The organism is Clostridioides sp. ZZV14-6154 (genome assembly GCF_020657785.1).
GTDB lineage: Bacteria > Bacillota > Clostridia > Peptostreptococcales > Peptostreptococcaceae > Clostridioides.
Genome location: NZ_JAGWCY010000003.1, coordinates 113,758 through 137,435 on the forward strand (window position 1 = coordinate 113,758; position 23,678 = coordinate 137,435).

A 23,678-nucleotide genomic window follows, 5' to 3' on the forward strand; every position below is an offset into this window, starting at 1 on the left:
TTAATGGAGGTCTTTTTTATGAAGGTTACTTTTAACCCAAGTGGTGTTTGTTGTAGAGAGATGTTTTTTGAAGTTGATGAAAATAATGTGATTGTTGATGCTGAGTTTATAGGCGGATGTAATGGAAATTTATTAGGGCTTAAGAGTTTAATAATTGGTCAAAATGCTCTTGAAATTGCTGATAAATTAAATGGTATTGATTGTGGAGGTAAAGGTACTTCTTGCCCAGACCAATTATCTAAAGCCATTCGTCAATCTATCTAGATATTGATAATATATAGTAATAAACTCATCTAAAAACTGATTTTATTAAAAAAGGAGTTGTCTATTATTTTAGCCAACTCCTCTTTATATGTCTTTTATTTTTATCTATATATTTATATGTATTTATTTTATAAGATTATAATTTCTTTACCAAAGTTCTTACTGTGCCTATCATATATAAAGAACCTGCACTTATTATAATATCATCCTTATTTGATGTTTCCAATGTATAATTAACTGCATCTTCTATTTCATATTTTGACGTTACATCACTTACATATTTTAATATTTTTTCTTTTAATATATCTGAATTTATAGCTCTTGGATTATTAGGAGTTGTTGTCACTACTTTGCTAAATTTAGGCATTAGTATGTCCAAAACACCATCAATATCTTTATCTTCCAACATACCTATTAATAAAGTTAGTTTTTTATCTTTAAAATGTTTATCAAGTGCTTTTGCTAAAGATTTTGCTCCATCTTCGTTATGTGCTCCATCTATTATAAAAATTGGACTTTCTTTTATCTTTTCTATTCTTCCTGGCCATTTAGTAGTTATGAGACCTTCTCTTATAGATTCTTCACTTACATTATCTAATTTTTTTGTATCTTTTAGATATTTTAGTACACTCATTGCCAATATAGAATTATTTATTTGATGTTCACCTATCAACGTTATTTCAAGATTCTTATAAGTTTCTCCCATTACATTACAATCATACACTTGAAAGTTTATGTTTGATTTTTTTATATTTATATTGTCAAAATTAACTTCTATGTATTTTGCATTTTTTTCTTTGCAAACTGACTTTATAACATCCTTTGCTTCATTAGTCTGGTCATATACAAGTACTACTCCATTTTCCTTTATTATACCAGCTTTTTCATATGCTATTTTTTCTATTGTATCTCCAAGTATTCCTGTATGGTCTAAACTTATAGATGTTATTACACTTACAAGTGATTTTGTTATTATATTTGTAGCATCATATCTTCCACCTAATCCAACTTCTAAAGCTACAAAATCTACTTTTTGCTCTGAATAGTAATAAAATGCCATTGCAGTAACTACTTCAAATTCAGTTGGATATGCATAACCTTGGCTTACCATAACTTCTATCTTTTCTTTTATTAAATCAATTATTCTAGCAACATCTTCTTGTGGTATATTCTCTCCATTTACTCTTATACGCTCAGTAAAAGTTTCTAGATATGGAGATGTGTATAGGCCGACCTTATATCCACTTTCTCTTAGTATATTAGAAATAAAAGAACACACCGAACCTTTTCCATTAGTTCCAGCTACATGTATTATATTTAAAGTTTCTTGTGGATTTCCCAACAGTTCTAATAATTTCCCAATATTCTCTAAACCTAATCTTATACCAAACTTATTGGTTTGTGATATATATTCTAATGCTTCTTCATATTTCATTATCTAATTCCCCCTGTATTGGCATTTTATTTTATGTTATCTAATTATAGTATATTTTTCACTTTTAATCTACTGACAAAGAATACATATAATCTAACACCTTCTACATTAAATTTGGTTCATAAATTTTTATTTATCTTTTGTATTTGTATATCTTTCTACTAATTCAGTTAATGTATATATGGAAACTAAGTCATATTTTGATATGTCCATATAATTAAATTTCAAATCAAATCTGTTCTCTAATTTTTCTAATAGATTAAAACAATTATCATAAACTAATCCTATCTCTTTATTAAAAAGGCTACATTGAAATAATTTTTCATTATCAGCTTCAGTATTTAAACACTCTCTAATAACATCAGCAACTTCCACAAGCAGAGCATTTTCCTTATCATATAAATCCACTTTAAAATCTGGAATCCTACTATACTTGTCTAAATCACAACTACTCCAACAATTTTTGGTTGCTAGAGACTCGAGTTTTTTATTTAACGCGTATATTGTTATGTTTGGCTCTTCTGACAATATTTTAGCTATTTTCCCAGTAAATTTTGCAGCTACATAACTATTACATTTTGGTGGTAATCTGAAAGAATTATTTATATCACAACTTATATATGAATTACTATCCATAACACATTGAACATCATATTTTTTATTGTACCAAAAAGAATTCTCTATATCCAAAGTAGAAGCCCTTACACCTATGACATTGTTAAACATAGCTGGATAACTCAAGTCAAAGTTATTAGCTAAGGAACATACTATTATCTTTCCTTTTCTAAACAATTCATAGCAAACTTCAAATAAGCCCTTAACACTTTCTACACCTATAACTGATAAACTTAAGTTAATCAGTCTTATATTAGTATCCAAAAGGTATTTTAATGCCTCTTCAAGAACCTTTATATTTGTAATACTATCTTTATTACCTAAAATTTTTATCACAAATAGCTCTACATCTTCATACTCCTTTTTGATTATTGATGCACAAGCAGTTCCATGACCATCTTCATCATCAAATTTGTCTGATATAAAAATATAGTCATGTATACATTCAAAAGCAATTCCTCCAACTAAGTTATCTTTTAAGTAATCATGTTCTTTATCTATTCCTGTATCTAATACTGCAACCTTAACTTTATTATTCATATCACATATATTCTCCATTACTAAAAGTTTTTAATATATCTACATTAATAGTTCATCTTAAACCTTAATTTAAGTGGCACAATTTATCTTTTAAATGCTCTATTTGTTGCTAAAAACATAAAATAAGTACACTATATACTTAATTTATCTTAATTATATCAATTATTGTCATTAAATTGTTAAATATTACGATAAAATTTTTAGATTTATATCACAATTTAGAATTATTTGTAAAAAGGGGATTGTCTTTTCTATTAGACAATCCCCTTGTATATTTTGTTATTCTTTATTCACAATTAACTATTAATTATATTTCATATTTTGTAATTTAAATATTATATATCTTAATTTTATTTATCTAGGGGGAATAATTATCTTTATATGTTGTACAACCCATTTAAGCACTATTCTAAAAATTAATATCAGTAAGTAATATTAAAAAACTATATTTTGTTAGTATCTAAAAAATCCAATCAAATAAAATTTCTCTTGCATGTTAAATAATACCACATACTTAATACATTATATCATATTTCAATAAATAAATTGCATAAAAGGAAATCTTTTAATAGAATTAAACTATTTATTAAATCATTACCATAAGTTCTACAGACTATAAGTGGATTTTTTGATACTTACATGCTACTATCTTAAGCATTGATATAACTAGCTAAAATAGCTATAATAAAATGAAGCAATTATTTATAGAATTTTATAAATATTCATTATTTTTAAGGGGTGATTGTATTTGAAAAAAGACATGTCAAAAAGAGAAATCTTAAAGGAAAGCTTTCTAGCATCAATCCCAATATTTCTAGGATATATTCCCTTAGGACTTATTTGTGGTATTATGCTTCAAAAAGCAGGTCTACCAGCCTTCTATATATTATTTATGTCATTTATAGTATTTGCTGGTAGCTCACAATTTGTAGCTGCTTCTATGCTCGCTTCAACTGGAAGTATTACTTCGATAATTTTAACTACATTTATATTGAATCTTCGCAACTTCCTAATGAGCTCTAACTTACATATGCACATAAAAAATAAGAACATGAAATTTTTAATGTATTTTTGTCATGGTGTTACAGATGAAACATTTGCTATAAACTTAGAAAAATATACTTATGGAAATTGGACTGATACACATGCTTTATACTTAAATAACCTTTGTATATTAGTATGGGCTGTAAGTTGCTTCGTGGGCGCATTTCTTGGAGAGATTGTTCATATAAGCGATTCTGTTGCTGGCTTTCTATTAACAGCTATGTTCATTACTCTAATAGTTAATCAAATTAAAAATAAAATATATGTACTTGTTTCTATACTTTCTATATTATTATCAGTAGTTTTATATACTTTCTTTAAGAATAGTTTAGTTATTATAATAGCATCAATTTTATCTTCTTTATTTGGTTTTTATATTCAAAAATTAACACATAGAAAGGAAGGCTACTATGAATAATAATTACATAATTATCGTTATCTTAGGCATGGCAATTGTTACTTATATTCCAAGAATTTTACCTATGATAATATTCTCAAAAAATGATATGCCTGAATCTATTAAAGATATCATGAAATTTATACCTATTGCTATACTTAGTTCACTAATAGCAAAAGATATTTTCTTTAATGGAGATAATCTATACCTTTCATTTACTAATCCTAAGATTATTTCAGGTATAATAGTACTATTAGTAGCTTATAAGTTTAAGTCTATTGCAGTATCAATAGCTGTAGGTGCAATATCCATATTTTTATTTGGAATTATATTATAATACTATATACAACATATGATATAGTACAAAATATAAAATACATTATATTGAAGTTAATATTTAAAAATTAAATTAATACATATTATAATTAGCATACCTTACATATAAAACAATATTGATAACTGCTAAATTACCATTTTACATAATAAAGACTGTCTTAATATAGAAAAGTTCTTCTACATTAAGACAGCTTTGAATCAATAGCTTTGTGATGACACTAAATATTTTTTACCATATTTCTTTACCTTTTTCAAAATTAATACATTATATCACATAACAAGCTTGTTAGTGTTGCTTTTAAATCTTTGAGTCTGTACTTACTAATAGGTATAAATTTTTCATTAATAGTAATCATATTGTCTCCAATATCTTCTATTCTTCTCAAGTTAACAATGAAACTTGTATGACATCTAAAAAAGCCATTTTCACACAATAACTTTTCCGCTTGTTTCATACTCATATTAGCTTTATAATCTCTACCTGATGTATGTACAACTAAATCTCTCTTTACAGTTTCAACATACAAAATAGAATCTATCAGTATTCTGTTAAATCCTTTTTTGTTGTACAAAACTATATAACGTTCCTTCTTTCTTTGAAGGTTATCAATACAAAGATTTACACCCATTGCGAAATTACTATAGTCTATAGGTTTTACTAAATACCTATAAGCACGAACTTCATAACCTTGTGGGGCATACTCTGAAAAAGCTGTTGTAAATATAATCTCTACTTTTTCATCAAACTTTCTTATTTTTTTAGCCACCTCAATTCCATTAATATCTTTCATTTGGATATCTAAAAATATAATGTCAATTTTTTCTGGGTATTTGGAGAGTAAATCTTCTCCACAGGAAAATTCCAATATTTGATAATTTAGACACCTTTCAGACAACAGTTTTTCTGCAAACTCTTTTAGTATGCTTCTTTGTATTTTTTCGTCATCACATATAACTACCCTAAACATAATATCACCTCCAAATCTAAAATATCATTTAGTTTACTTTATTTCAATTTACAAACTGTATCTAGCTAGCTTTATATTTAAATTTTGATATAAATTTAAATTGTCGATTAAATTACTTATAACAATTATTTTTGATATATAAACTTATTTTTTGACAAATTTATATATTTTTTCAACTATACAACATAAAAAATATAGGAAAATAAATGCAACATGTATTTATTATCCTATATTAAATATTATAATATATCAATTTTTTATTGATTATAAAGTTCAAAAATATAAAATTAATATAATAATAAGATAAGAATATCATATATCTCTAAAAAATTATAACATCATATTTATCTACATAGAAAGAAAAACATACAAAGAATACATATTTAGTACTCTTTGTATGTTTTTATCCTACACATTTATTTTACTTTAGTTTTTAAATTTGCTAATCTTTCCTCAACAGACTTAATCATTTCTTCAAATTTTTCTTTTTTGGCTTTTTCTTCTTCTATTAAGCTTTCAGGAGCTTTTGCTAAGAATCCTTGATTTGCAAGTTTTCCATTAACTCTCTTTATTTCTCCCTCTAACTTTTTCATTTCTTTAGATAGCCTTTCAATTTCTTTTTCAAAGTCAACTAATTCATTAAGAGGTATGAATATTTCAACACCATCAATAACTACACCAACTGCATCTTCTGGTACATTTGATTTGTCTTTTGCTATCTCAACAGTTGAAGCAGATGCTAAAGTTATAAAATAATCCTTACCAAGTTCAATAGTTTCTATCTTATCTTCACTTGGTACTATTATCAATTTAGCTTTCTTAGAAGGTGGTACATTCATTTCTGCTCTCACATTTCTTATACTTCTTATACCTTCCATTAATAAACTCATCATTTCTTCTTCATCAGCCATATTATCTTCTTCATTATATTTTGGCCATTCAGATACTATTATACAACCTTCAACAGTAGGAAGATGAGTATATATTTCCTCTGTTATAAATGGCATATATGGATGTAATAATTTTAATATTTTTTCAAGTACATAAGTTAATGTATATAAAGCAGCAGACTTAGCGTCTGTATCGTCTCCATATAATCTAGGTTTAACCATTTCAATATACCAGTCACAGTATTCTGACCAAGTAAAATCATATATCTTTTGTAATGCTATTCCTAAATCAAATTTATCCATGTTATTAGTAGCTTCTTTTACAATATTATTGGCTCTTGATATTATCCATTTGTCAGCTAGAGTTAAATTATCTTTTACATTTTCTCTATTTATATTCTTAATTATCTCCTCATCAATATTCATAAATACAAATCTTGATGCATTCCACAATTTATTAGCAAAGTTTCTAGCAAATTCTACTCTTTCCATATAGAATCTCATATCATTTCCTGGGGAATTTCCAGTTGTTAATGTAAATCTTAGTGCATCAGCTCCATATTGCTCGATTATTTCTAATGGGTCAATACCATTTCCTAAAGATTTACTCATTTTTCTACCTTGAGAGTCTCTTACTAAGCCATGAACTAATACATGGTCAAATGGCTTTTCATTCATACAGAACATACCTGCAAATGCCATTCTAACTACCCAGAAGAATATTATATCATATCCTGTAACAAGTACACTTGTTGGGTAATAATAATCTAATGCATCTGTCTTATTTGGCCATCCTAGGGTAGAGAAAGGCCATAATGCAGAACTAAACCAAGTATCTAGTGCGTCTTCATCTTGTTTAAAATGAGTGCTTCCACATTTAGGGCATTTATCTGGCATTTTTTTAGCAACTACTATTTCTCCACACTCTTGACAATAGTAAGCTGGTATTTGATGACCCCACCATAATTGTCTTGATATACACCAATCTCTTATATTTTCTAACCATTGTAAATAAGTTTTATCAAACTTGTCTGGAACAAATTCTAATTCTCCTTTTTTAAGAATATCTATAGCTGGTTTTGCAAGTTCTTCCATCTTAACAAACCATTGCTCTGATAATCTAGGCTCAATTACTGTATGGCATCTATAACAAGTTCCTACATTGTGATTATGTTCTTTTATCTTGATTAGATATCCTTGTTCTTTTAAGTCTGCTATGATGGCTTTTCTACACTCAAATCTATCCATGCCTTCATATTTTCCACAAACTTCGTTCATAGTTCCATCTTCATTCATTGTATTTAATTGCTCAAGATTATGTCTTAAACCTACTTCAAAGTCGTTAGGGTCATGAGCTGGAGTCATCTTAACAGCACCAGTTCCAAACTCTAAATCTACATAACTATCTGCAACTATTGGAAGTTCTCTTCCTACTAATGGAAGTATTGCTGTTTTTCCTATTAAGTGTTTGTATCTATCATCTTCTGGATTTACAGCTATACCAGTATCCCCTATCATTGTTTCAGGTCTAGTAGTAGCTATTTCCAAGAAGTCTTCACTATCTTTTAATGGATATTTTATATGATAAAAGTTTCCATCCTGCTCTTCATGCTCAACTTCTGCATCTGATAAAGTAGTTTTACAGTCTGGACACCAGTTTATTATTCTATTTCCTCTGTATATATGCCCTTTTTCATATAGGTTTACAAAGAACTCTATAACTGCTTCATTACAACCTTCATCCATAGTAAATCTTTCTTTATCCCAATCACAAGAATCTCCTAATTGTTTAAGCTGATTAACTATTTTTCCTCCAAATTCGTCTCTCCATGCCCAAGCTCTCTTTAAAAATTCTTCTCTTCCTATTTCGTATTTAGTCTTACCTTCTTCTTTTTTTATTCTTTCAACAACTTTAACTTCAGTTGCTATAGAAGCATGGTCAGTTCCTGGAAGCCAAAAAGCTTCATATCCATCCATACGTTTCCATCTAATAAGTATATCTTGAAGAGTATGGTCAAGCGCATGTCCCATATGCAATTGCCCTGTTATATTTGGAGGTGGCATCATTATTGTAAATGGTTTTTTATCTGGGTTTGGTTTAGATTTAAAATACCCTTCATCCATCCATTTTTTATATAGCCTAGCCTCAAAATCTTTAGGATTATAAGTTTTTGATAAGTTCGTATTTTCCATTGTATTGCCTCCTATATTTTTATAAATAAATTTTTAAAATATTTTTGTGAATAAAAAAGAGCCTTTCATCCTCTTTTAAAAGGACGAAAAGCTCGCGTTACCACCTTAATTCCAAAGTTTAAAAATTCATCAACATATAATTAAATTAATAGTTAATGACAATCTTAATAACTTTGACTCTCAAAGAATTTAACGATTCTAACCGTCTAAACTTACTAATAGTTCAGTTTAGAAACTCCAAAGCTACATTCAGTAAACCTTATACTTAGAAAATCTTACAGCCAGTGAATTTTCCTCTCTTTTAGTAGTATTTACTTACTCCTCTTCTTCTTAGTCTTTAATATTATATATTATTATATACAAATATTATTCTCTTTGTCAATTATTTTTATTTTATTTTTTCTGAATTTTCTTAATTATTATTTTTTATATTCTATGCTAATTATTATAATCTATACTATGTTTTTTACATTATTTTGTTTTATATAGTCAATAATTATTCTATTACTTTATTGACATTTTTGCTACTATTTTATCAATTTTATGCTAGCTTCACTTTATATGCTATTTTCCTATATGACATTTTAACTATAATATTTTAAATGTCATTAAGTTATGTATTATATTTTATAAATGCTTTATTGTATTTTATATTTTTAAAAATTTACTATAGGTTTTCTTGCCAGAAGTTTTTAGGCATAACATTCTCTGTGATTGGCAATATAGTATATCCTCTTTCTTTTAAAATTCTTATCATATTATTTAAAGCATTTACGCTTTGTTCTTTTTCATGAATTAATACTACTAATTCATCTCTTTTTCTTCCATAATATAAGATATTACTAACTATTTGACTTGTGGACGATTTCCAGTCTTGCGTATCTAAATTCCAATCCCAAATTAGGTAATCATTTGCCATAAGCTTATCGTATGAACCTTCTGGCATATATGGCTTACTTCCATATGGTAGCCTTATTAATTTTGAGCTTTGACCAGTTATATCTTGTAGTGTTTTATTACATGTGTTAAATTCTCCAACTGTTATTTCTGGACTCTTATACAACTTATGTATATCATGACTTACACTATGAAATCCTATTGAATTTTTTTCTTCTAAGACTCTCTTCACCTCTTCTTTGTGGTTTTTCATATTTTGATTAAGCATAAAAAATGTCGCTTTGACATCATTTTCTTTTAAAATATCGAGCAATGCATTTGTATATTTTGATGGTCCATCATCTATTGTTATGTATGCAACTTTTTCAGATGTAGCTCCTGGTCCTTTCCCCTCTTCTTGAGATGTTTTATATATAATTTCTCCTAAAGTATTATTTTGAGAAAGTAATTCTAATGTAGTTTTATCTTTTGTATTGAGATTTTCAACTGGAACATTGTTAATTTTTTCTTCTAATAATGTCCCAGTTAGAATTAAAATAGCTACAAGAAATACACGTATAATTACATGAAAAACAGTTTTATTATCTTTAATTTTCATCCCCCATATCTCCCTTTTTATAAAAACATAAACTCAAACTTAAGAAAATTATTTTTTATATTTATTGTCCTTCTTATTACTTTTTATGTCTCTACTAAATATTTTCTTTACTTGTTCTTCTTCTTTTTCTCCCAATGATTCTACTCTCTTTATTCCCATAGAAGTTAAAAATTGTAGCACATTTAAATTATCAAATGGTGTTTCCATATTTGTACTTTCACTGTATTCATCGACATTCTTAGTACCTTCTTCTACACTTAAAATACGCTTAGGACCTCCCACACAACCTCCTACGCAACCCATTCCTTCTATGAAAGTAGCCTCTATCTCTTTATTTAAAACTTTCTTTAGACCATCCATACATTCTTTTGTTCCTTCAAATGCTTTTTCTTTAAACTTTATATTTTTATCAATTCTTCTAACTGATAATTTAACAGCTTTACTTACACCCCCTGTTCTAGCATAAACTCTACCTGAAAGAGATGCTTCTACTCTATTACTTTCATCCATTACTGCTGGATTTAGTTCTAATGCATCAAATATTTCCTGTAATTCTTTAAATGTAAGCACAAAATCAACCGCATCCTTTATATCTTCCAACATTGCTTCTTTCTTCTTTGCCATACAAGGGCCTATAAATACAACTTTAGCCTCTGGATTTAAAATTTTTACAGCTCTACCACAAGCAATCATAGGTGACACAGATGGTGATACCTTATCTAATATTTGAGGAAAACTATTTTGTATTAAGCTAACCCAAATAGGACAACAGCAACTAGTTATAAAGCATCCTTCTTCATCATTTTTCATATGCTCATAATAGTCATATGCTTCTTTTGCAGTAAGCATATCTGCTGCTAAAGCAACCTCTATCATATCTTCAAATCCTATCTTTTTTAATGCAGTTCTTAACTTACCAGGACTTACATCTTTTCCAAATTGCCCTACAAAAGCTGGTGCGACTATTGCATATACAGGACTCTTTATATCTTTTAATAGCTTTATCATCGGTATAAATTCTATCTTGTCTGATATTGCACCCAATTTACATCTTGACACACAATCACCACAGGCACTACATGTATCTTCCTCATTACAATTAATATGCTTATTTCTTATCTTGCATGACTCATCTTCTTTATTATTTTCATCACAATATTTACAAGCATCTGATATTATAGATATTATTGGTCTTTTTACTTCATCTAAATTTACAGCTTCGTGCAGTGCATCTTTTAGGTTTTTATCTGTATCTCCTGTTACATCTAATCCCATAGTTACCCTGATTAAATTCACCATAGTATCTTTATCAAATTGCTTATCAAAATGACTATCTAAATTTTCTTTTAAGTCTTCACTTAAAATTTTTTCAGGCAAGTTTTCAATATCTTCTGTATCCTCATTCCATACTGCCTTTACAAGTTCTCCAAAAAGCTTCATTTTGTATCTTTCTAATATTTTAGAATTTTCATTTATAGTATTCATAAAAAATAGTACCTCCGTAAATTAAACTTATATATGTTTAATATTTACAAAGATACTATTTTTTATTTATTATTTATTGACTATTATTGATATGACTTATTTAATTTTTTCAATAATTCTATTTCAAGCATTATTTTCATTAAATGATAGTTAAACACTGGACTTTTTTCTTCATCTACATTCCAATCCAGTTCATCCACACCATATGTTTTCTTAAGGTACTTATATGTATGCTCTTTTAAATAGAGTTTGTTTTCTAGTAACTCTATAGATTGCATGTGAAAGTGGATTTCTCTACATATCCTTAAGGCATTTTCTATTTTTTCTATATTGGTTTCACTTAAACTATAGTCTAACTCATCGATAAGTTTTGAATATATTTCTTCCAATTTCTCTACTTCTTCTTCAAATTTTTCTACGTCTAGATTTTCTTTTCTAAGTATTTTTTCTTCAATAAGCAACATTGAAAGTTCTTCTATTTTTTTAAACTCATCTATAACACTATTTAGGTAGTTTGGTCTAGCAACATAATAATTAACGAGTACACCAAATAAAACTCCTACAGATGTATCTAATACCCTGTGTAAAGAATAGTATACGGGGTCATTGTTTCCCACACCTAGATGTATGGCTAGAAAAGTGACACAGGCAACAACTACTGACTTTATTTTAAACAGATTACATAGATATATTGAACACATTACACCAAGACCACATAAAAATGGGTCTCCCGCTTTGGTGATAGCAAATAAAAATCCTATTATACCACCTAAAATAGTACCTTCTACTCTATTGATTCCTGTCTTTAAAGAACCTTTCACTGTGTCCTGAACAGAAATTATACATGCTACTAGAGAATAAAACATATTCTCAACTAAATAATTACCAAGAAGCATACATAAAGTTACACTAATTCCTGTCTTTATAGTCCTCATACCCATCTTTTGAAGTTTCAAATTTCCACCTCCTAAAAGCACCTTATATAAAATACGCATCCTCATATTTAATATGTTCCTAGTATATCACAATTTTTTAAATTTACCCATTAATCGCATCTTTTTAACAATTACATTTTAATTTAGACAATAAAAAAAACTGCTATAAAGCAGTTTTTTTTATCCTATCTCTACCATTTTACCTTCAATTGCAAAGATTATTTTTTCACATACGTTTGTTATATGGTCTCCAATTCGTTCAAGGTATCTTCCTATAAGTAAAAGTTTTACTCCTTGGTCTATCGTATTTGAATTTTCATGCATTATTTTTAAACAATCAATTTGTACTTGCTCATACAAATCATCTACAATGTCATCTTTACTTCCAACATTATAAGCTATACTTGCATCAAATGATATTAAAGCTTCTCTAGTTTGAGACATCATATTCTTACATTCCTTTGCCATTTTAGGAATATCTATTAGCTCTTTTATATACGCTTCTCCACCTATTTTCAACATTTCTCTAGCTATATTTGCTGCATAATCTCCAATTCTTTCTAATTCTATTGATATGTTTCCCAAAGAATAAATAAATCTTAAATCCCTTGCCATTGGTTGTTTAAGTACTATTAATTCTATACTTTTATCTCTTATTTCTTCTCTCAATTTATTTATTTTTTCATCATCTTCTACTACTTTTCTTGCACCTTCTAAATCTTTCTCTATCATACAAGTTACAGACTTTTCTATTGCCTCTTCACATTTTTCCATCATAAGTACTGTCTGTTCTTTTAAAGTATCAATACTTATATCTAAACTATTATTGACCATTGTTTAACTCCTTTATAGTTATATATTTTAACCGAATCTACCTGTTATATAGTCTTCTGTTCTTTTATCCACAGGAGTAGTAAACATAGTTTTTGTATCACTAAATTCTATAACCTCTCCATTTAGGAAAAAAGCTGTTTCATCTGATATACGAGCAGCTTGTTGCATATTATGTGTAACTATGACTATTGTATAGTCCTTTTTTAAATCTTCTATAAGTTCTTCTACTTTTAATGTTGAAATTGGGTCTAAAGCAGATGTAGGTTCATCCATAAGTATAACTTCTGGTCTCATAGCAATTGCTCTTGCTATACATATACGTTGTTGTTGCCCTCCAGATAATCCTAATGCAGATGACTTAAGCCTATCTTTAACTTCCTCCCAAATAGCTGCTCCCTTCAAACTTTCCTCTACTATCTTGTCTAGTTGCTTTTTATCTCTTAATCCATGTGTACGAGGTCCATATGCAACATTATCATATATACTCATAGGAAATGGATTAGGTTTTTGAAATACCATTCCTACTTTTGTACGAAGGTTTATAACATCATCTGAAGTATAGATATCTTCTCCATCAACAGAAATATTCCCTGTAATTGTTACATTTTCTATTAGGTCATTCATTCTATTTAATGTTCTTATAAAAGTAGATTTTCCACATCCAGATGGACCTATTAAAGCAGTAACTTTATTTTCTTTTATATCCATATTTATTTTATTTAGAGCTTGCTTGTCGCCATAAAATAAATCCAAATCTTTTACACTCATTTTTATTTTATTGATTAATTCCATCATTTACACCTCTTAAATTTAATAATTAGCCTTATTTAACTTTTTAGCAACAAATCTTGCTAACATATTTAATACTAATACAATTACTATTAAAACAATACCTATACTAGCTGCTGTTGCTATGTCTCCACTCTCTTTAGTTAGTAAGTATGAGTGTACAGTTAGTGTTCTTGCACTATCAAATATTCCTCCTGGCATCTTAGCTACAGTACCTGCTGTAAGTAGTATGGCAGCTGATTCTCCAATTATACGACCAACTGACAATATTACTCCTGATAGAATTCCTGGTACTGCACTTGGAAGTACTACTTTATATAAAGTTTGAAATTTAGTAGCTCCTAATGCTAGAGATGATTCTCTATATGATTGAGGAACTGTCTTTAAAGCTTCTTCTGTAGTACGAATTATTACTGGTAATATTATTATTGCAACTGTAAGTGACCCTGCAACTATTGAATATCCCATTTTTAAGGTAACTACAAAGAAAATTCCTCCAAACAATCCATAAACTATGGATGGTATTCCTGACAAACTTTCAGTTGCAAATCTTATAGCTGTAACTGCTTTTCCTTTTTTAGCATATTCTTGTAAATATATGGCTGCTAAGATTCCTATTGGAGTTGCTACAACTATAGAAACCACTACAGTATATAATGTTGTAATTATCATTGGGAAGATACCACCATCACCTGATGCTGAATAATTACTAAATAAGAAATTAAAATTCATATTTCCGATTCCCTTTATAAATATAAATCCTACTATAACTACCAGTGATACTATTGTAAATAATGCTGATAGATATACTAATAATTTCAATATATTCTCTCTGAACTTTCTCATCTTAATTTACCGCCTTATTTGAAAGTTTATTTAAAACTAAGTTTAAAATTAATATAAATGTAAACAATACTACTCCAGTTGCAAATAACATTTCTTGATGTGTCCCAAATGCGTATCCCATTTCAAGTGCTATATTAGTTGTAAGTGGTCTTACACTATCTGTTATAGAAGTAGGCATAACTGGTGAATTTCCTGCAACAAGTATTACTGCCATTGTTTCTCCTAAAGCTCTTCCTACTCCTAATACTACTGCAGCTAATACTCCAGACTTTGCAGCCGGTAATACAACTTTAAATATTGTTTCTATTTTTGATGCACCAAGTGCTAATGAACCCTCTTTATATGCTTTTGGTACTGCTCTTATAGCTGTTTCTGATACAGATATTATTGTTGGTAACATCATTACTGCTAATACTATTATTATTGCTAATAAACTCTGTCCTTTTGGAAGATTAAATATACTTTGTATCATTGGAACTATTACTGCAAGACCAAACACTCCATACAGCACTGAAGGTATACCTGCTAGAAGTTCAACTGCTGGTGACATTATTTTTGCTAATCTTTTAGGTGCTACTTCTGCTATAAATATAGATGTTAATATTCCAATTGGTACTCCTATTATAAGTGCACCAATTGTAGCAACTATTGATGCTGCTATCATAGATGATATTCCAAACTTATTAGCTGAAGGAACCCAATCTGCACCTGTTAAAAAATCTATAAATGAGTATCCCTCAAATATAAAAGGTCTTAACCCTTTATAAAATACAAATCCTATTATCAAAAGTAAACTTGCAACTGCTACTAAAGCACTTAGTAGAAATATATTTTTTGCTACTTTTTCAACTATATATTTTGTCTTATTTCCATTATTGTCATTTTTTTCTAAACCTACTAACCTAGATTTTACTATCATAATATCCTCCCATTAAAATATACCTAATTGATTTTCGTTCTGTATTTAAAATTTAAATTTTTATAAGTTCGTCATTATTAAATTTTCTATATTTTTATTCTACTTTTTTTAAGTTAAATCTATATTAGGTTTAAGTTAAACAAGTGTAAAATTATATTCACTTTTTTAACATTAATTTTACTTTTTGGACTATATTTGACATTTACTTTACAATTTAACTATATTTGACGACAATAAAATAGCAGATATAAGTAATAATACGTACTACACGTAATTTATTATTTATATCTGCTATTAAGATTTGTTAACTAGATTTAACCTTTTATAATCTATATATTTATTATTCCTTATTAAAGTAATATCCTGCTCCTCTTATTGTTATGATTTTTTGAGGATTTTTGTAATCTTTCTCTATTTTCTTTCTCAGTCCATTTACTGCAACTACTACACTATAATTATCCTCTAGATAATCATTTAACCATACATGTTCATATATCTCTTTAGTAGTTAAGGTCTTTTCCGGATTCTCTATAAAATAGTTCAACAACTTATTTTCTGTTGGAGTTAATTTTATTATTTTATCTTCTAATTTTATTACTCCACTTGTTCTATTGTATTCTTCTAATCTTGTATTACTTTCATTGTTATTTATGTATGAATTTACTCTTCTTAAAATTGCTTTTACCTTTGCATATAGTATTTCTAAATTTAAAGGTTTAATTAAATAATCATCACCACCAGAATTTAAAGCATTTAAAATACTTTGGTCTTCATTTATATAAGTCATATAAACAATCGGGCACGTAGTTACATTTCTAATCTTTTTGCATAAAGTCCATCCATCACCATCAGTTAAGATTATTTCTAAAAATATCAAATCGTATTTATTGCTAAATATTTTTCCAATAGCTTCTTCACAGTTATACGCCAAATCTACATTTATTCCTTTTTGCTCCAAGAAATTTTTTAATTCCTGGCAATTATTCTTGTCTCCATCTATTATTAATATCTTAGTTTGCATTATAATCACTCCTAAATATCATTATTCTTTTATATTAAATAACCATTTATTATAAAAAACATAAACTTAATTTTATTGTAAAAACAGTTCCTTTTCCCAACTCTGAATCTACAAAAATCTCTCCATCATGTTCTCTTATAATGGATTTAACAATATATAATCCTAAACCTTGGCCTTTTGAAGTACTATTGTCCCTTTCTGTAAAGAATCGGTCAAATATCTTTGGTATATTTTCTGCTGGTATCCCTTTGCCATTATCAGAAATTTTAATAATTGCAAATCCATCTTCTTTATTCACTGACAAAATTATTTTCCCATCAAATGGAGTAAAGCTTAAAGCATTGTAAATTAAATTTTCAAATGCTCTAGCCAATCTTTCTTTATTTACTTTTGCATATATTTTTTTATCTAATATATAAACTTCAAAATTTACACCACATGCTTGTGTATCTGGTAAATTATTTTCATATACCTCCTTAATAAAGTCATTTAGGCATATTTTTTCACTAAGGCCAATTTTTTTGTCTTGTGATGTAAATTCTTGTAAACTACGTACTCTATTTTGCACTTCATTTGATTTTTGGTTTATGGCATAAAGATAGGTTTTTGTCTCTTCATCTACATGAATATTCCCAACCTTTATTAAATCTATAAATGCCTGTATAGCTGAAACAGGTGCCTTTAAATCATGTGCTACGTCTGCCAAGAATTTTTTACGTTCATTTAATAGTGTTGTAAGTTCATTAGTTCTTACTTCAACTTCATGCTCAAGATTTTGTGTGAGTTTTTCATTTTCTTTTATTATTATTCTATTTCTATTTATCATCATAATAGAAAATAAAATAACTATTAAAAACCCACAGTATTCTGTTTGCCATCCTGTAAATATAGGTTCAAACCTATTACTAGTCACTACATCAAATAATATACTGACACCAAACACTATGTCTGCTGAAACTAAAATATAGGAGCTTAATTGCTCAGAGTATGTTTTTTTATAAATTGAAACTATTGAAGACATCAATATATAAATAAATACAACGTATTTATATATGTCCATTAATTTTCCATAGATATTAACAAAGTATATATCATATGGAAGAAGAATAACTGGTATCACAATGGATATGATACACATAGTAATTCCTAATGGTAAAATTAAAAATCTATATACTTTATTTCTCTCAATTTTGGATATGTTTCCATTTATACAAATAATACATAAAACTGCTATAAAATATGATGAATCTTCAACTGCATATGTAAAATTCACTAAAGGAAACCCCATTAAATGTATAAAAGGGTATGACACATGTATAGCAAAAAAAATACACATACATCCAAAGTATAAATATAGCTTGCTTTGTTTTGAAAGTGCCCAAACAGCTAGAGAAAATATAGCTATTGCAATAGTTGTAAAACAAATGATACTATAAAAAAGTAATCTATAAAATATCATATTACTTACATCTTTTGTTTTTCCTAATGCAGGTGGATAATACAAACCGCTATAATAATGTGAGAAATTGGACACATTGATTATAATTTCTGTATCTTTCTTTGCAACAAAACTTACTACTGTATTTTTAATTTTAGGTCTATATCTTTCTGTACCTATATCTCCCAATTTAGAGACCATCTCACCATTTATCCAAACTTCACTTGAACAAAAAATTTCTGGAAGTTCTAGGCTTAGTACTTTGTCTTTACCTTCATTTTTTATCCTCATGCGATAAGTTGCATTTCCATATGGCGACTGTTTTTCTTTTCTCATAGAAAAATCTGGATATTGTCCTATAAAAATGTATTCTGGTTTTATGTGTTTCTCTATAAAATCTTTTGGCTTAAATATCTTATGGTTGTAAAATTCCCAATCATCTATTAAAAAAACAAGTTTATTTTTAGAAAAGGTATCCTCATCTATAGTTAAAATTCCATCACTCGCTCTAATAGACTTATATGTATATTTATTATCATATTTATACAGAAAATTTAATCCTGTTATTGCCAACAGAGAGACTATCAATACAATGAGAGTTCCTTTTAATACATTAGACTTTTTCATTGCATTAACCACATCTCTTTCTTTTGTAGTAATATTAAATGATAAAACAAGAATTATTTATTGCTTACATTATCTTGCTTATGGTACAAACTTATATCCTTTTCCCCATACGGTTTGAATATATTGATGCTCTCTGCTTAAAGAATTAATTTTTTTCCTCATCTGTGCAATATGAACTTGTACAGTATGTTGGTCTCCAACATCAGGCATTTTCCAAACTTGATTATATATCTCTATTTTTGAAAATACTTGTTCTTTATTTTCAGCTAAAAATAATAGTATTTCAAACTCCATGGTGGTTAAGTCAATACTCTTTTCATCAAATGTTACTTTTCTTGAATTTACATTTATTACTAAAGATGAAAACTTTAATACATTAGGAACTGATGTAATGTTTTTATATTGCCTCATTCGAGCATAGATTCTAAGTTCAAGTTCTTTTAAGCTATACGGTTTTGTTATGTAATCGTCTCCTCCAGATAAAAAACCTTGAACTCTTTCCTCTTCATGTTCATAATTAGATAAAAATATTATAGGTATGTTAACCTTTTCTTTTATAGCATTACATATTTTATATCCATCTAAATCTGGTAATGCAATATCTAGTATTATACAGTCTAAAACTATATTGTCTACTATCTTCATTGCACTTTTGGCAGTCTCTGCTGTGTATACATTAAAACCTATGTTAGAAAAGTAAATTTGATTTATGTTTAAAATATCAATATCATCATCTACAACCAATAAGTTATACATTACACCACTCCATTCAAAAATATTTTAATCATAATCTAAAGTTATAAGTATTACAAATTATAATGTTTTACCTTTTATCTAACTAATATTATTATTTTATAATATCTTTACAAACTAGACTATAAAACTTAAGTATTTTTGAATAATTCTTGAACATTGTCTTAAATATTAAGCATTCATTATTAAATACTAATCAAAGTCTCCGATTGTTGGAAAATGGAACTTAAAGTCATTATATATCATCAAGATAAGATATTTATAGAAACTTGTCCATTAGCCAGCTTGAGTATTGATTTATACGGTTTATATGGTTATAATATAAAATAAATTGTATTATTTTAGTAAATATATTGTTATAAAAAAATTATATTATGTATTTTAATTAATTATAAAGTTTTTATCATTTCATTATAATTGCATTATATTTTTTTAAAAATATCCCTTTTCCAACAAAGGGCTACTTTGGCTAAATATAGCCATTTATACATATAAGTAAAGTTATTAATACTTATCATTTTCAAATTTTATATCAATTATGTTAAATTTAAAACAAAAAAAGCTATGCAATATAAAATTATATTCATAGCCGGTTGCACCACTAACTCCATATACCTCTAGATGCCCAATAATAAGGTATACTTCTCAGTTTCTAAAATATTTTCATTAAACGTGTTTAAATTGTCCTGATAAATTTCCTTTCTATTCTAACATTGTAATATTATCTTGTCAATATTTACATATTTTTTAAATATAATGTACTAACTGTATATATTTTTTACTTAAAAATGTTTATATTTCTATCATCAATAATAGACAATACCCTGCAAGTTATAGTAGCATTTTTATAAGCTCACTTTGCAGGGTATCATATATTTTTTATGTTAAATTTTTATCTTAATGATTAACTTTATCTTATTGATTAACTTTAATGAATCCTTTTTCTGAGACAAGTGCTTGTCCTTCATCACTCAATATATAATCTATCAAAGCTTTACCTTTTTCTGATAAGTTATCTTCTTTATTAACTAATATAAATGGTCTTGATATTGGATATTTATTAGCTATTACATTAGCATCAGTTGCATCAACATCATTTACTTTTAAACTATTTACTTTCTCATCAACATATCCAAATGATATATATCCTATAGCATTTTTATTTCCTTCAACTGTAGTTTTTATATTTCCTGAACCATCACTTATTTGTGCATCTTTAGTTAATTCTTCTGACTTGAATCCTACAATTTCTTGGAATCCATCTCTAGTTCCTGAACCTTCTTCTCTTGATACTATTACTATTGGTGCATCATTTCCGTTAACTTCTTTCCAGTTAGTTATCTTTCCTGTGTATATACCTTTTATTTGGTCCATTGTAAGATTTTTTACTGGGTTGTCCTTATTAGTTATTAATGCTATCCCATCTATTGCTATCTTAGTTTCCTTTAATCCAGCACTTTTTTCTTCATCCTTTAAATCTCTTGAACTCATACCTATTTCAGATGTTCCTTCTATTGCATTTTTTATACCTCCAGAAGAACCAATTTGTTGTACTTCTACACTAACACCTTGATTTTTTTCCTGAAACTTCTCTCCGATAGTTTCCATAAGAGGACCTATTGAAGTTGAACCTGAAACAGAAACTTTACTTGAGTCTCCTGAACCTCCAGAGTCAGAACCACATCCCACTGCTAAGACTCCAACCAATATTGTACTAGCTAAAAGAACTCCTATTTTCTTTTTGAACATTTTACTTACCCCCGCTTATATTTTAATTTTTTTGTTTTCATATTTGCTATATTTTAATAATACATATTTTTTGTTAAGTGAATATTAGAGCGAGGTTAAGTAAATGTAAATATTGTTAAATGCATGTAAAGATTTAATTTTATATAGTATATTTAAAATTAGATTAATTTTTTTAAGTAATCTTCAATCAATACTAGTATAATACATCGTATAATATTCTCATATTTTTTTATCTAATCTATTAATTTATCATATTTTATAATTCTTTTTCTAGTTTATTAACTAAACTGGCAAACACATTTAAAGCTTCTTCTATAGATTGTTTTTTCGTCATGTCTACACCAGCAGATTTCAATTGTTCTAAAGGATACTCTGACCCTCCACTTTTTAAGAAGTTTATATATCTATCTACAGCAGTACTATCTTCCGAAAGTATCTGTTGACTTAACGCACTTGCAGCAGAAAATCCTGTAGCATACTTATACACATAGAAATTTGAATAAAAATGTGGAATTCTTGCCCACTCTATCCCTATTTGCTCATCTACTATTGCAGATTTTCCATAATACTTCTCATTTAATTTATAGTATATATCAGTAAATTCATCAGCAGTAAGAGGCTCTCCACTTTCTACTCTTTCATGTACAATTTTTTCAAATTCAGCAAACATAGTTTGTCTATGAACTGTAGTCCTAAATTGCTCTAAATAATAATTTAATAGATATATAGTTTCATCTTTAGACTTGGAATTTTCTAATAAATAATTTATAAGAAGTAATTCATTTAATGTAGATGCAACTTCTGCAACAAATATTTTATAATCTGAATATAAAAATGGCTGACTTGTTCTCGAATAATGGCTATGAACAGAGTGACCTAATTCATGAATTAATGTAAATAGAGAATTAAGGTCATTTTTATAACTCATTAGTATATAAGGATGCGAATCATAGCTTCCCCAAGAGTAAGCTCCTCCTTTTTTACCTTCATTATCATATACATCAATCCAACCTTCTTCAAATGCATTTTTTATAACTTTTAAGTATTCTTCGCCTAGAGGATTAAGTGCTTCTAATATAATACTCTGCGCTTTCTCATAAGGTATATCCATATCAAATTTATCAGTTAGAGGAACATATAAGTCATACATGTGTATTTCATTTAATCCTAAGAACTTCTTTTTAAGTTCAACATACTTATTCAAAATAGGAAGACTTTCATCTATTGCTGATATAAGGTTATTATAAACATCTAAGCTTACATCATCTGAAAATAGAGATGCTTCTATTGCTGAATTATATTTTCTAGTTTTTGCATAAAATATCTCTGACTTTATTCCACCATAAAGTGTTGAAGCAAATGTGTTTTTATATTTTCCATAAGTAGAAAATTCTCCTTCAAAGGCTTCTTTCCTAACTCTTCCATTTTTACTTTTTATAAATAAAGAATAGTTTGAATGAGAAAGTTTAACCTTATTACCTTTTTCATCTTCTATCTCAGGAAATTCCATATCTGCATATGCTAACATATCATATACACTTTCTGGAACTGTTGATAATTCAGATGTAGCTGCAAGTATTTCCTCTTCTCTTTCACTCAAAGTATGAGGTTTATCTCTCAATATATCTTTTATATATTTGGTATAAAATGATAACTTCTCATCCTTTAAATATTCATTTAATCTGTCTTCTTCTATAGACAGTATTTCTGGAACTATATAAGAAGTAGCCACTCCTAAATCAATTGATAGCATTTCTGTCTTAGTGGCTCTTCCTTGATTATCATTGATTCTAGTATCTTCATGTTGTTTCATGTGAGTATATACATATAGATTTTGGATGATTCTAGATGCATTTTCAGAGATACTTAATACTTTGTATAAATTTTCTTTACTCTCAGAAAGTTTACCTTTGTATTCTTTTACTTCTTGAATAAGATTTTTTACTTTACTTATGTCTTTTTCAATGTCTTCTTTAGTAGAGTACATCTTATCTATTTTCCATTTGTATTTTTCTTCTATTGTACTTCTATCAGTTCCCATATTATACACCTCTATTTTAATTCATTTTTATATTTTATTTGCTTTACAAAATATATTGTATATA

At 27.6% G+C, this 23,678-nt stretch carries 19 protein-coding genes, 1 riboswitch and 1 other annotated feature; of the genes, 3 read left to right on the top strand and 16 right to left on the bottom strand.

Annotated elements, in window-relative coordinates; genetic code table 11:
• The first annotated feature begins 18 nt into the window (after positions 1 to 18).
• A complete protein-coding gene (locus KGF45_RS09800) occupies positions 19 to 264 on the top strand; it encodes a TIGR03905 family TSCPD domain-containing protein (RefSeq protein WP_227433701.1) in 246 nt (81 codons plus the stop codon).
• 136 nt (positions 265 to 400) lie between these two features.
• On the opposite strand, the gene KGF45_RS09805 is transcribed toward KGF45_RS09800, so the two are convergent.
• Positions 401 to 1,699 carry a bifunctional folylpolyglutamate synthase/dihydrofolate synthase gene (locus KGF45_RS09805; RefSeq protein ID WP_227842425.1) on the bottom strand — a complete coding sequence of 433 codons (1,299 nt, stop codon included), beginning with the start codon at positions 1,697 to 1,699 and terminating at the stop codon, positions 401 to 403.
• Positions 1,700 to 1,828: 129 nt separating this feature from the next.
• Positions 1,829 to 2,854, bottom strand: coding sequence for a S8 family peptidase (locus KGF45_RS09810; RefSeq protein ID WP_227841239.1), 1,026 nt, complete (start codon positions 2,852 to 2,854; stop codon positions 1,829 to 1,831).
• Positions 2,855 to 3,602: 748 nt separating this feature from the next.
• On the opposite strand from KGF45_RS09810, the gene KGF45_RS09815 reads away from it, so the two are divergent.
• A complete protein-coding gene (locus tag KGF45_RS09815) occupies positions 3,603 to 4,316 on the top strand; it encodes an AzlC family ABC transporter permease (protein ID WP_227842427.1) in 714 nt (237 codons plus the stop codon).
• Positions 4,309 to 4,632: an AzlD domain-containing protein gene (locus KGF45_RS09820; RefSeq protein ID WP_227433697.1), complete on the top strand. Its 324-nt coding sequence runs from the start codon at positions 4,309 to 4,311 to the stop codon at positions 4,630 to 4,632. The genes KGF45_RS09815 and KGF45_RS09820 overlap by 8 nt, the downstream gene beginning before the upstream one ends.
• 256 nt (positions 4,633 to 4,888) lie before the next feature.
• Here KGF45_RS09820 and rgaR read toward each other — a convergent pair whose 3' ends face one another.
• From rgaR to pepF, 14 genes are all read right to left on the bottom strand, one after another.
• Positions 4,889 to 5,599, bottom strand: a complete 711-nt coding sequence (rgaR, locus tag KGF45_RS09825; RefSeq protein WP_227828315.1) for a two-component system response regulator RgaR — start codon at positions 5,597 to 5,599, stop codon at positions 4,889 to 4,891.
• Between the two features lie 416 nt (positions 5,600 to 6,015).
• Complete coding sequence (locus KGF45_RS09830) at positions 6,016 to 8,682, bottom strand: valine--tRNA ligase (RefSeq protein WP_227842436.1); 2,667 nt, start codon at positions 8,680 to 8,682, stop codon at positions 6,016 to 6,018.
• Positions 8,683 to 8,758: 76 nt separating this feature from the next.
• Positions 8,759 to 9,023 (bottom strand) — a binding site (T-box leader).
• A gap of 326 nt (positions 9,024 to 9,349) precedes the next feature.
• Positions 9,350 to 10,177 carry a polysaccharide deacetylase family protein gene (locus tag KGF45_RS09835; RefSeq protein ID WP_227828313.1) on the bottom strand — a complete coding sequence of 276 codons (828 nt, stop codon included), beginning with the start codon at positions 10,175 to 10,177 and terminating at the stop codon, positions 9,350 to 9,352.
• 48 nt (positions 10,178 to 10,225) lie between these two features.
• A complete protein-coding gene (locus KGF45_RS09840; RefSeq protein WP_227828312.1) occupies positions 10,226 to 11,662 on the bottom strand; it encodes a [Fe-Fe] hydrogenase large subunit C-terminal domain-containing protein in 1,437 nt (478 codons plus the stop codon).
• An 83-nt stretch (positions 11,663 to 11,745) separates the two neighbouring features.
• Positions 11,746 to 12,618 (bottom strand): FUSC family protein, encoded by an 873-nt coding sequence (locus KGF45_RS09845; protein WP_227433692.1) that lies wholly within the window; start codon positions 12,616 to 12,618, stop codon positions 11,746 to 11,748.
• A gap of 159 nt (positions 12,619 to 12,777) precedes the next feature.
• A complete protein-coding gene (gene phoU, locus KGF45_RS09850) occupies positions 12,778 to 13,431 on the bottom strand; it encodes a phosphate signaling complex protein PhoU (protein ID WP_227828311.1) in 654 nt (217 codons plus the stop codon).
• A gap of 27 nt (positions 13,432 to 13,458) precedes the next feature.
• The gene (gene pstB / locus KGF45_RS09855; RefSeq protein WP_227828310.1) at positions 13,459 to 14,223 is read right to left on the bottom strand and encodes a phosphate ABC transporter ATP-binding protein PstB; all 765 of its coding nucleotides are present in this window, start codon (positions 14,221 to 14,223) and stop codon (positions 13,459 to 13,461) included.
• Positions 14,224 to 14,241: 18 nt separating this feature from the next.
• Positions 14,242 to 15,066 carry a phosphate ABC transporter permease PstA gene (gene pstA / locus KGF45_RS09860; RefSeq protein ID WP_227828309.1) on the bottom strand — a complete coding sequence of 275 codons (825 nt, stop codon included), beginning with the start codon at positions 15,064 to 15,066 and terminating at the stop codon, positions 14,242 to 14,244.
• A 1-nt stretch (position 15,067) separates the two neighbouring features.
• Positions 15,068 to 15,985, bottom strand: a complete 918-nt coding sequence (pstC, locus tag KGF45_RS09865) for a phosphate ABC transporter permease subunit PstC (protein ID WP_227433688.1) — start codon at positions 15,983 to 15,985, stop codon at positions 15,068 to 15,070.
• A 340-nt stretch (positions 15,986 to 16,325) separates the two neighbouring features.
• The gene (locus tag KGF45_RS09870; protein ID WP_227433687.1) at positions 16,326 to 17,006 is read right to left on the bottom strand and encodes a response regulator transcription factor; all 681 of its coding nucleotides are present in this window, start codon (positions 17,004 to 17,006) and stop codon (positions 16,326 to 16,328) included.
• 49 nt (positions 17,007 to 17,055) lie between these two features.
• Complete coding sequence (locus KGF45_RS09875) at positions 17,056 to 19,071, bottom strand: sensor histidine kinase (protein ID WP_227828308.1); 2,016 nt, start codon at positions 19,069 to 19,071, stop codon at positions 17,056 to 17,058.
• A 78-nt stretch (positions 19,072 to 19,149) separates the two neighbouring features.
• Positions 19,150 to 19,827: a response regulator transcription factor gene (locus KGF45_RS09880; protein WP_227828307.1), complete on the bottom strand. Its 678-nt coding sequence runs from the start codon at positions 19,825 to 19,827 to the stop codon at positions 19,150 to 19,152.
• Between the two features lie 575 nt (positions 19,828 to 20,402).
• Positions 20,403 to 20,486: riboswitch (cyclic di-GMP riboswitch) on the bottom strand.
• A 253-nt stretch (positions 20,487 to 20,739) separates the two neighbouring features.
• Positions 20,740 to 21,573, bottom strand: a complete 834-nt coding sequence (locus KGF45_RS09885; RefSeq protein ID WP_227828306.1) for a phosphate ABC transporter substrate-binding protein — start codon at positions 21,571 to 21,573, stop codon at positions 20,740 to 20,742.
• A 256-nt stretch (positions 21,574 to 21,829) separates the two neighbouring features.
• The gene (pepF, locus tag KGF45_RS09890; RefSeq protein ID WP_227828305.1) at positions 21,830 to 23,614 is read right to left on the bottom strand and encodes an oligoendopeptidase F; all 1,785 of its coding nucleotides are present in this window, start codon (positions 23,612 to 23,614) and stop codon (positions 21,830 to 21,832) included.
• Between the last annotated feature and the right edge of the window lie 64 nt (positions 23,615 to 23,678).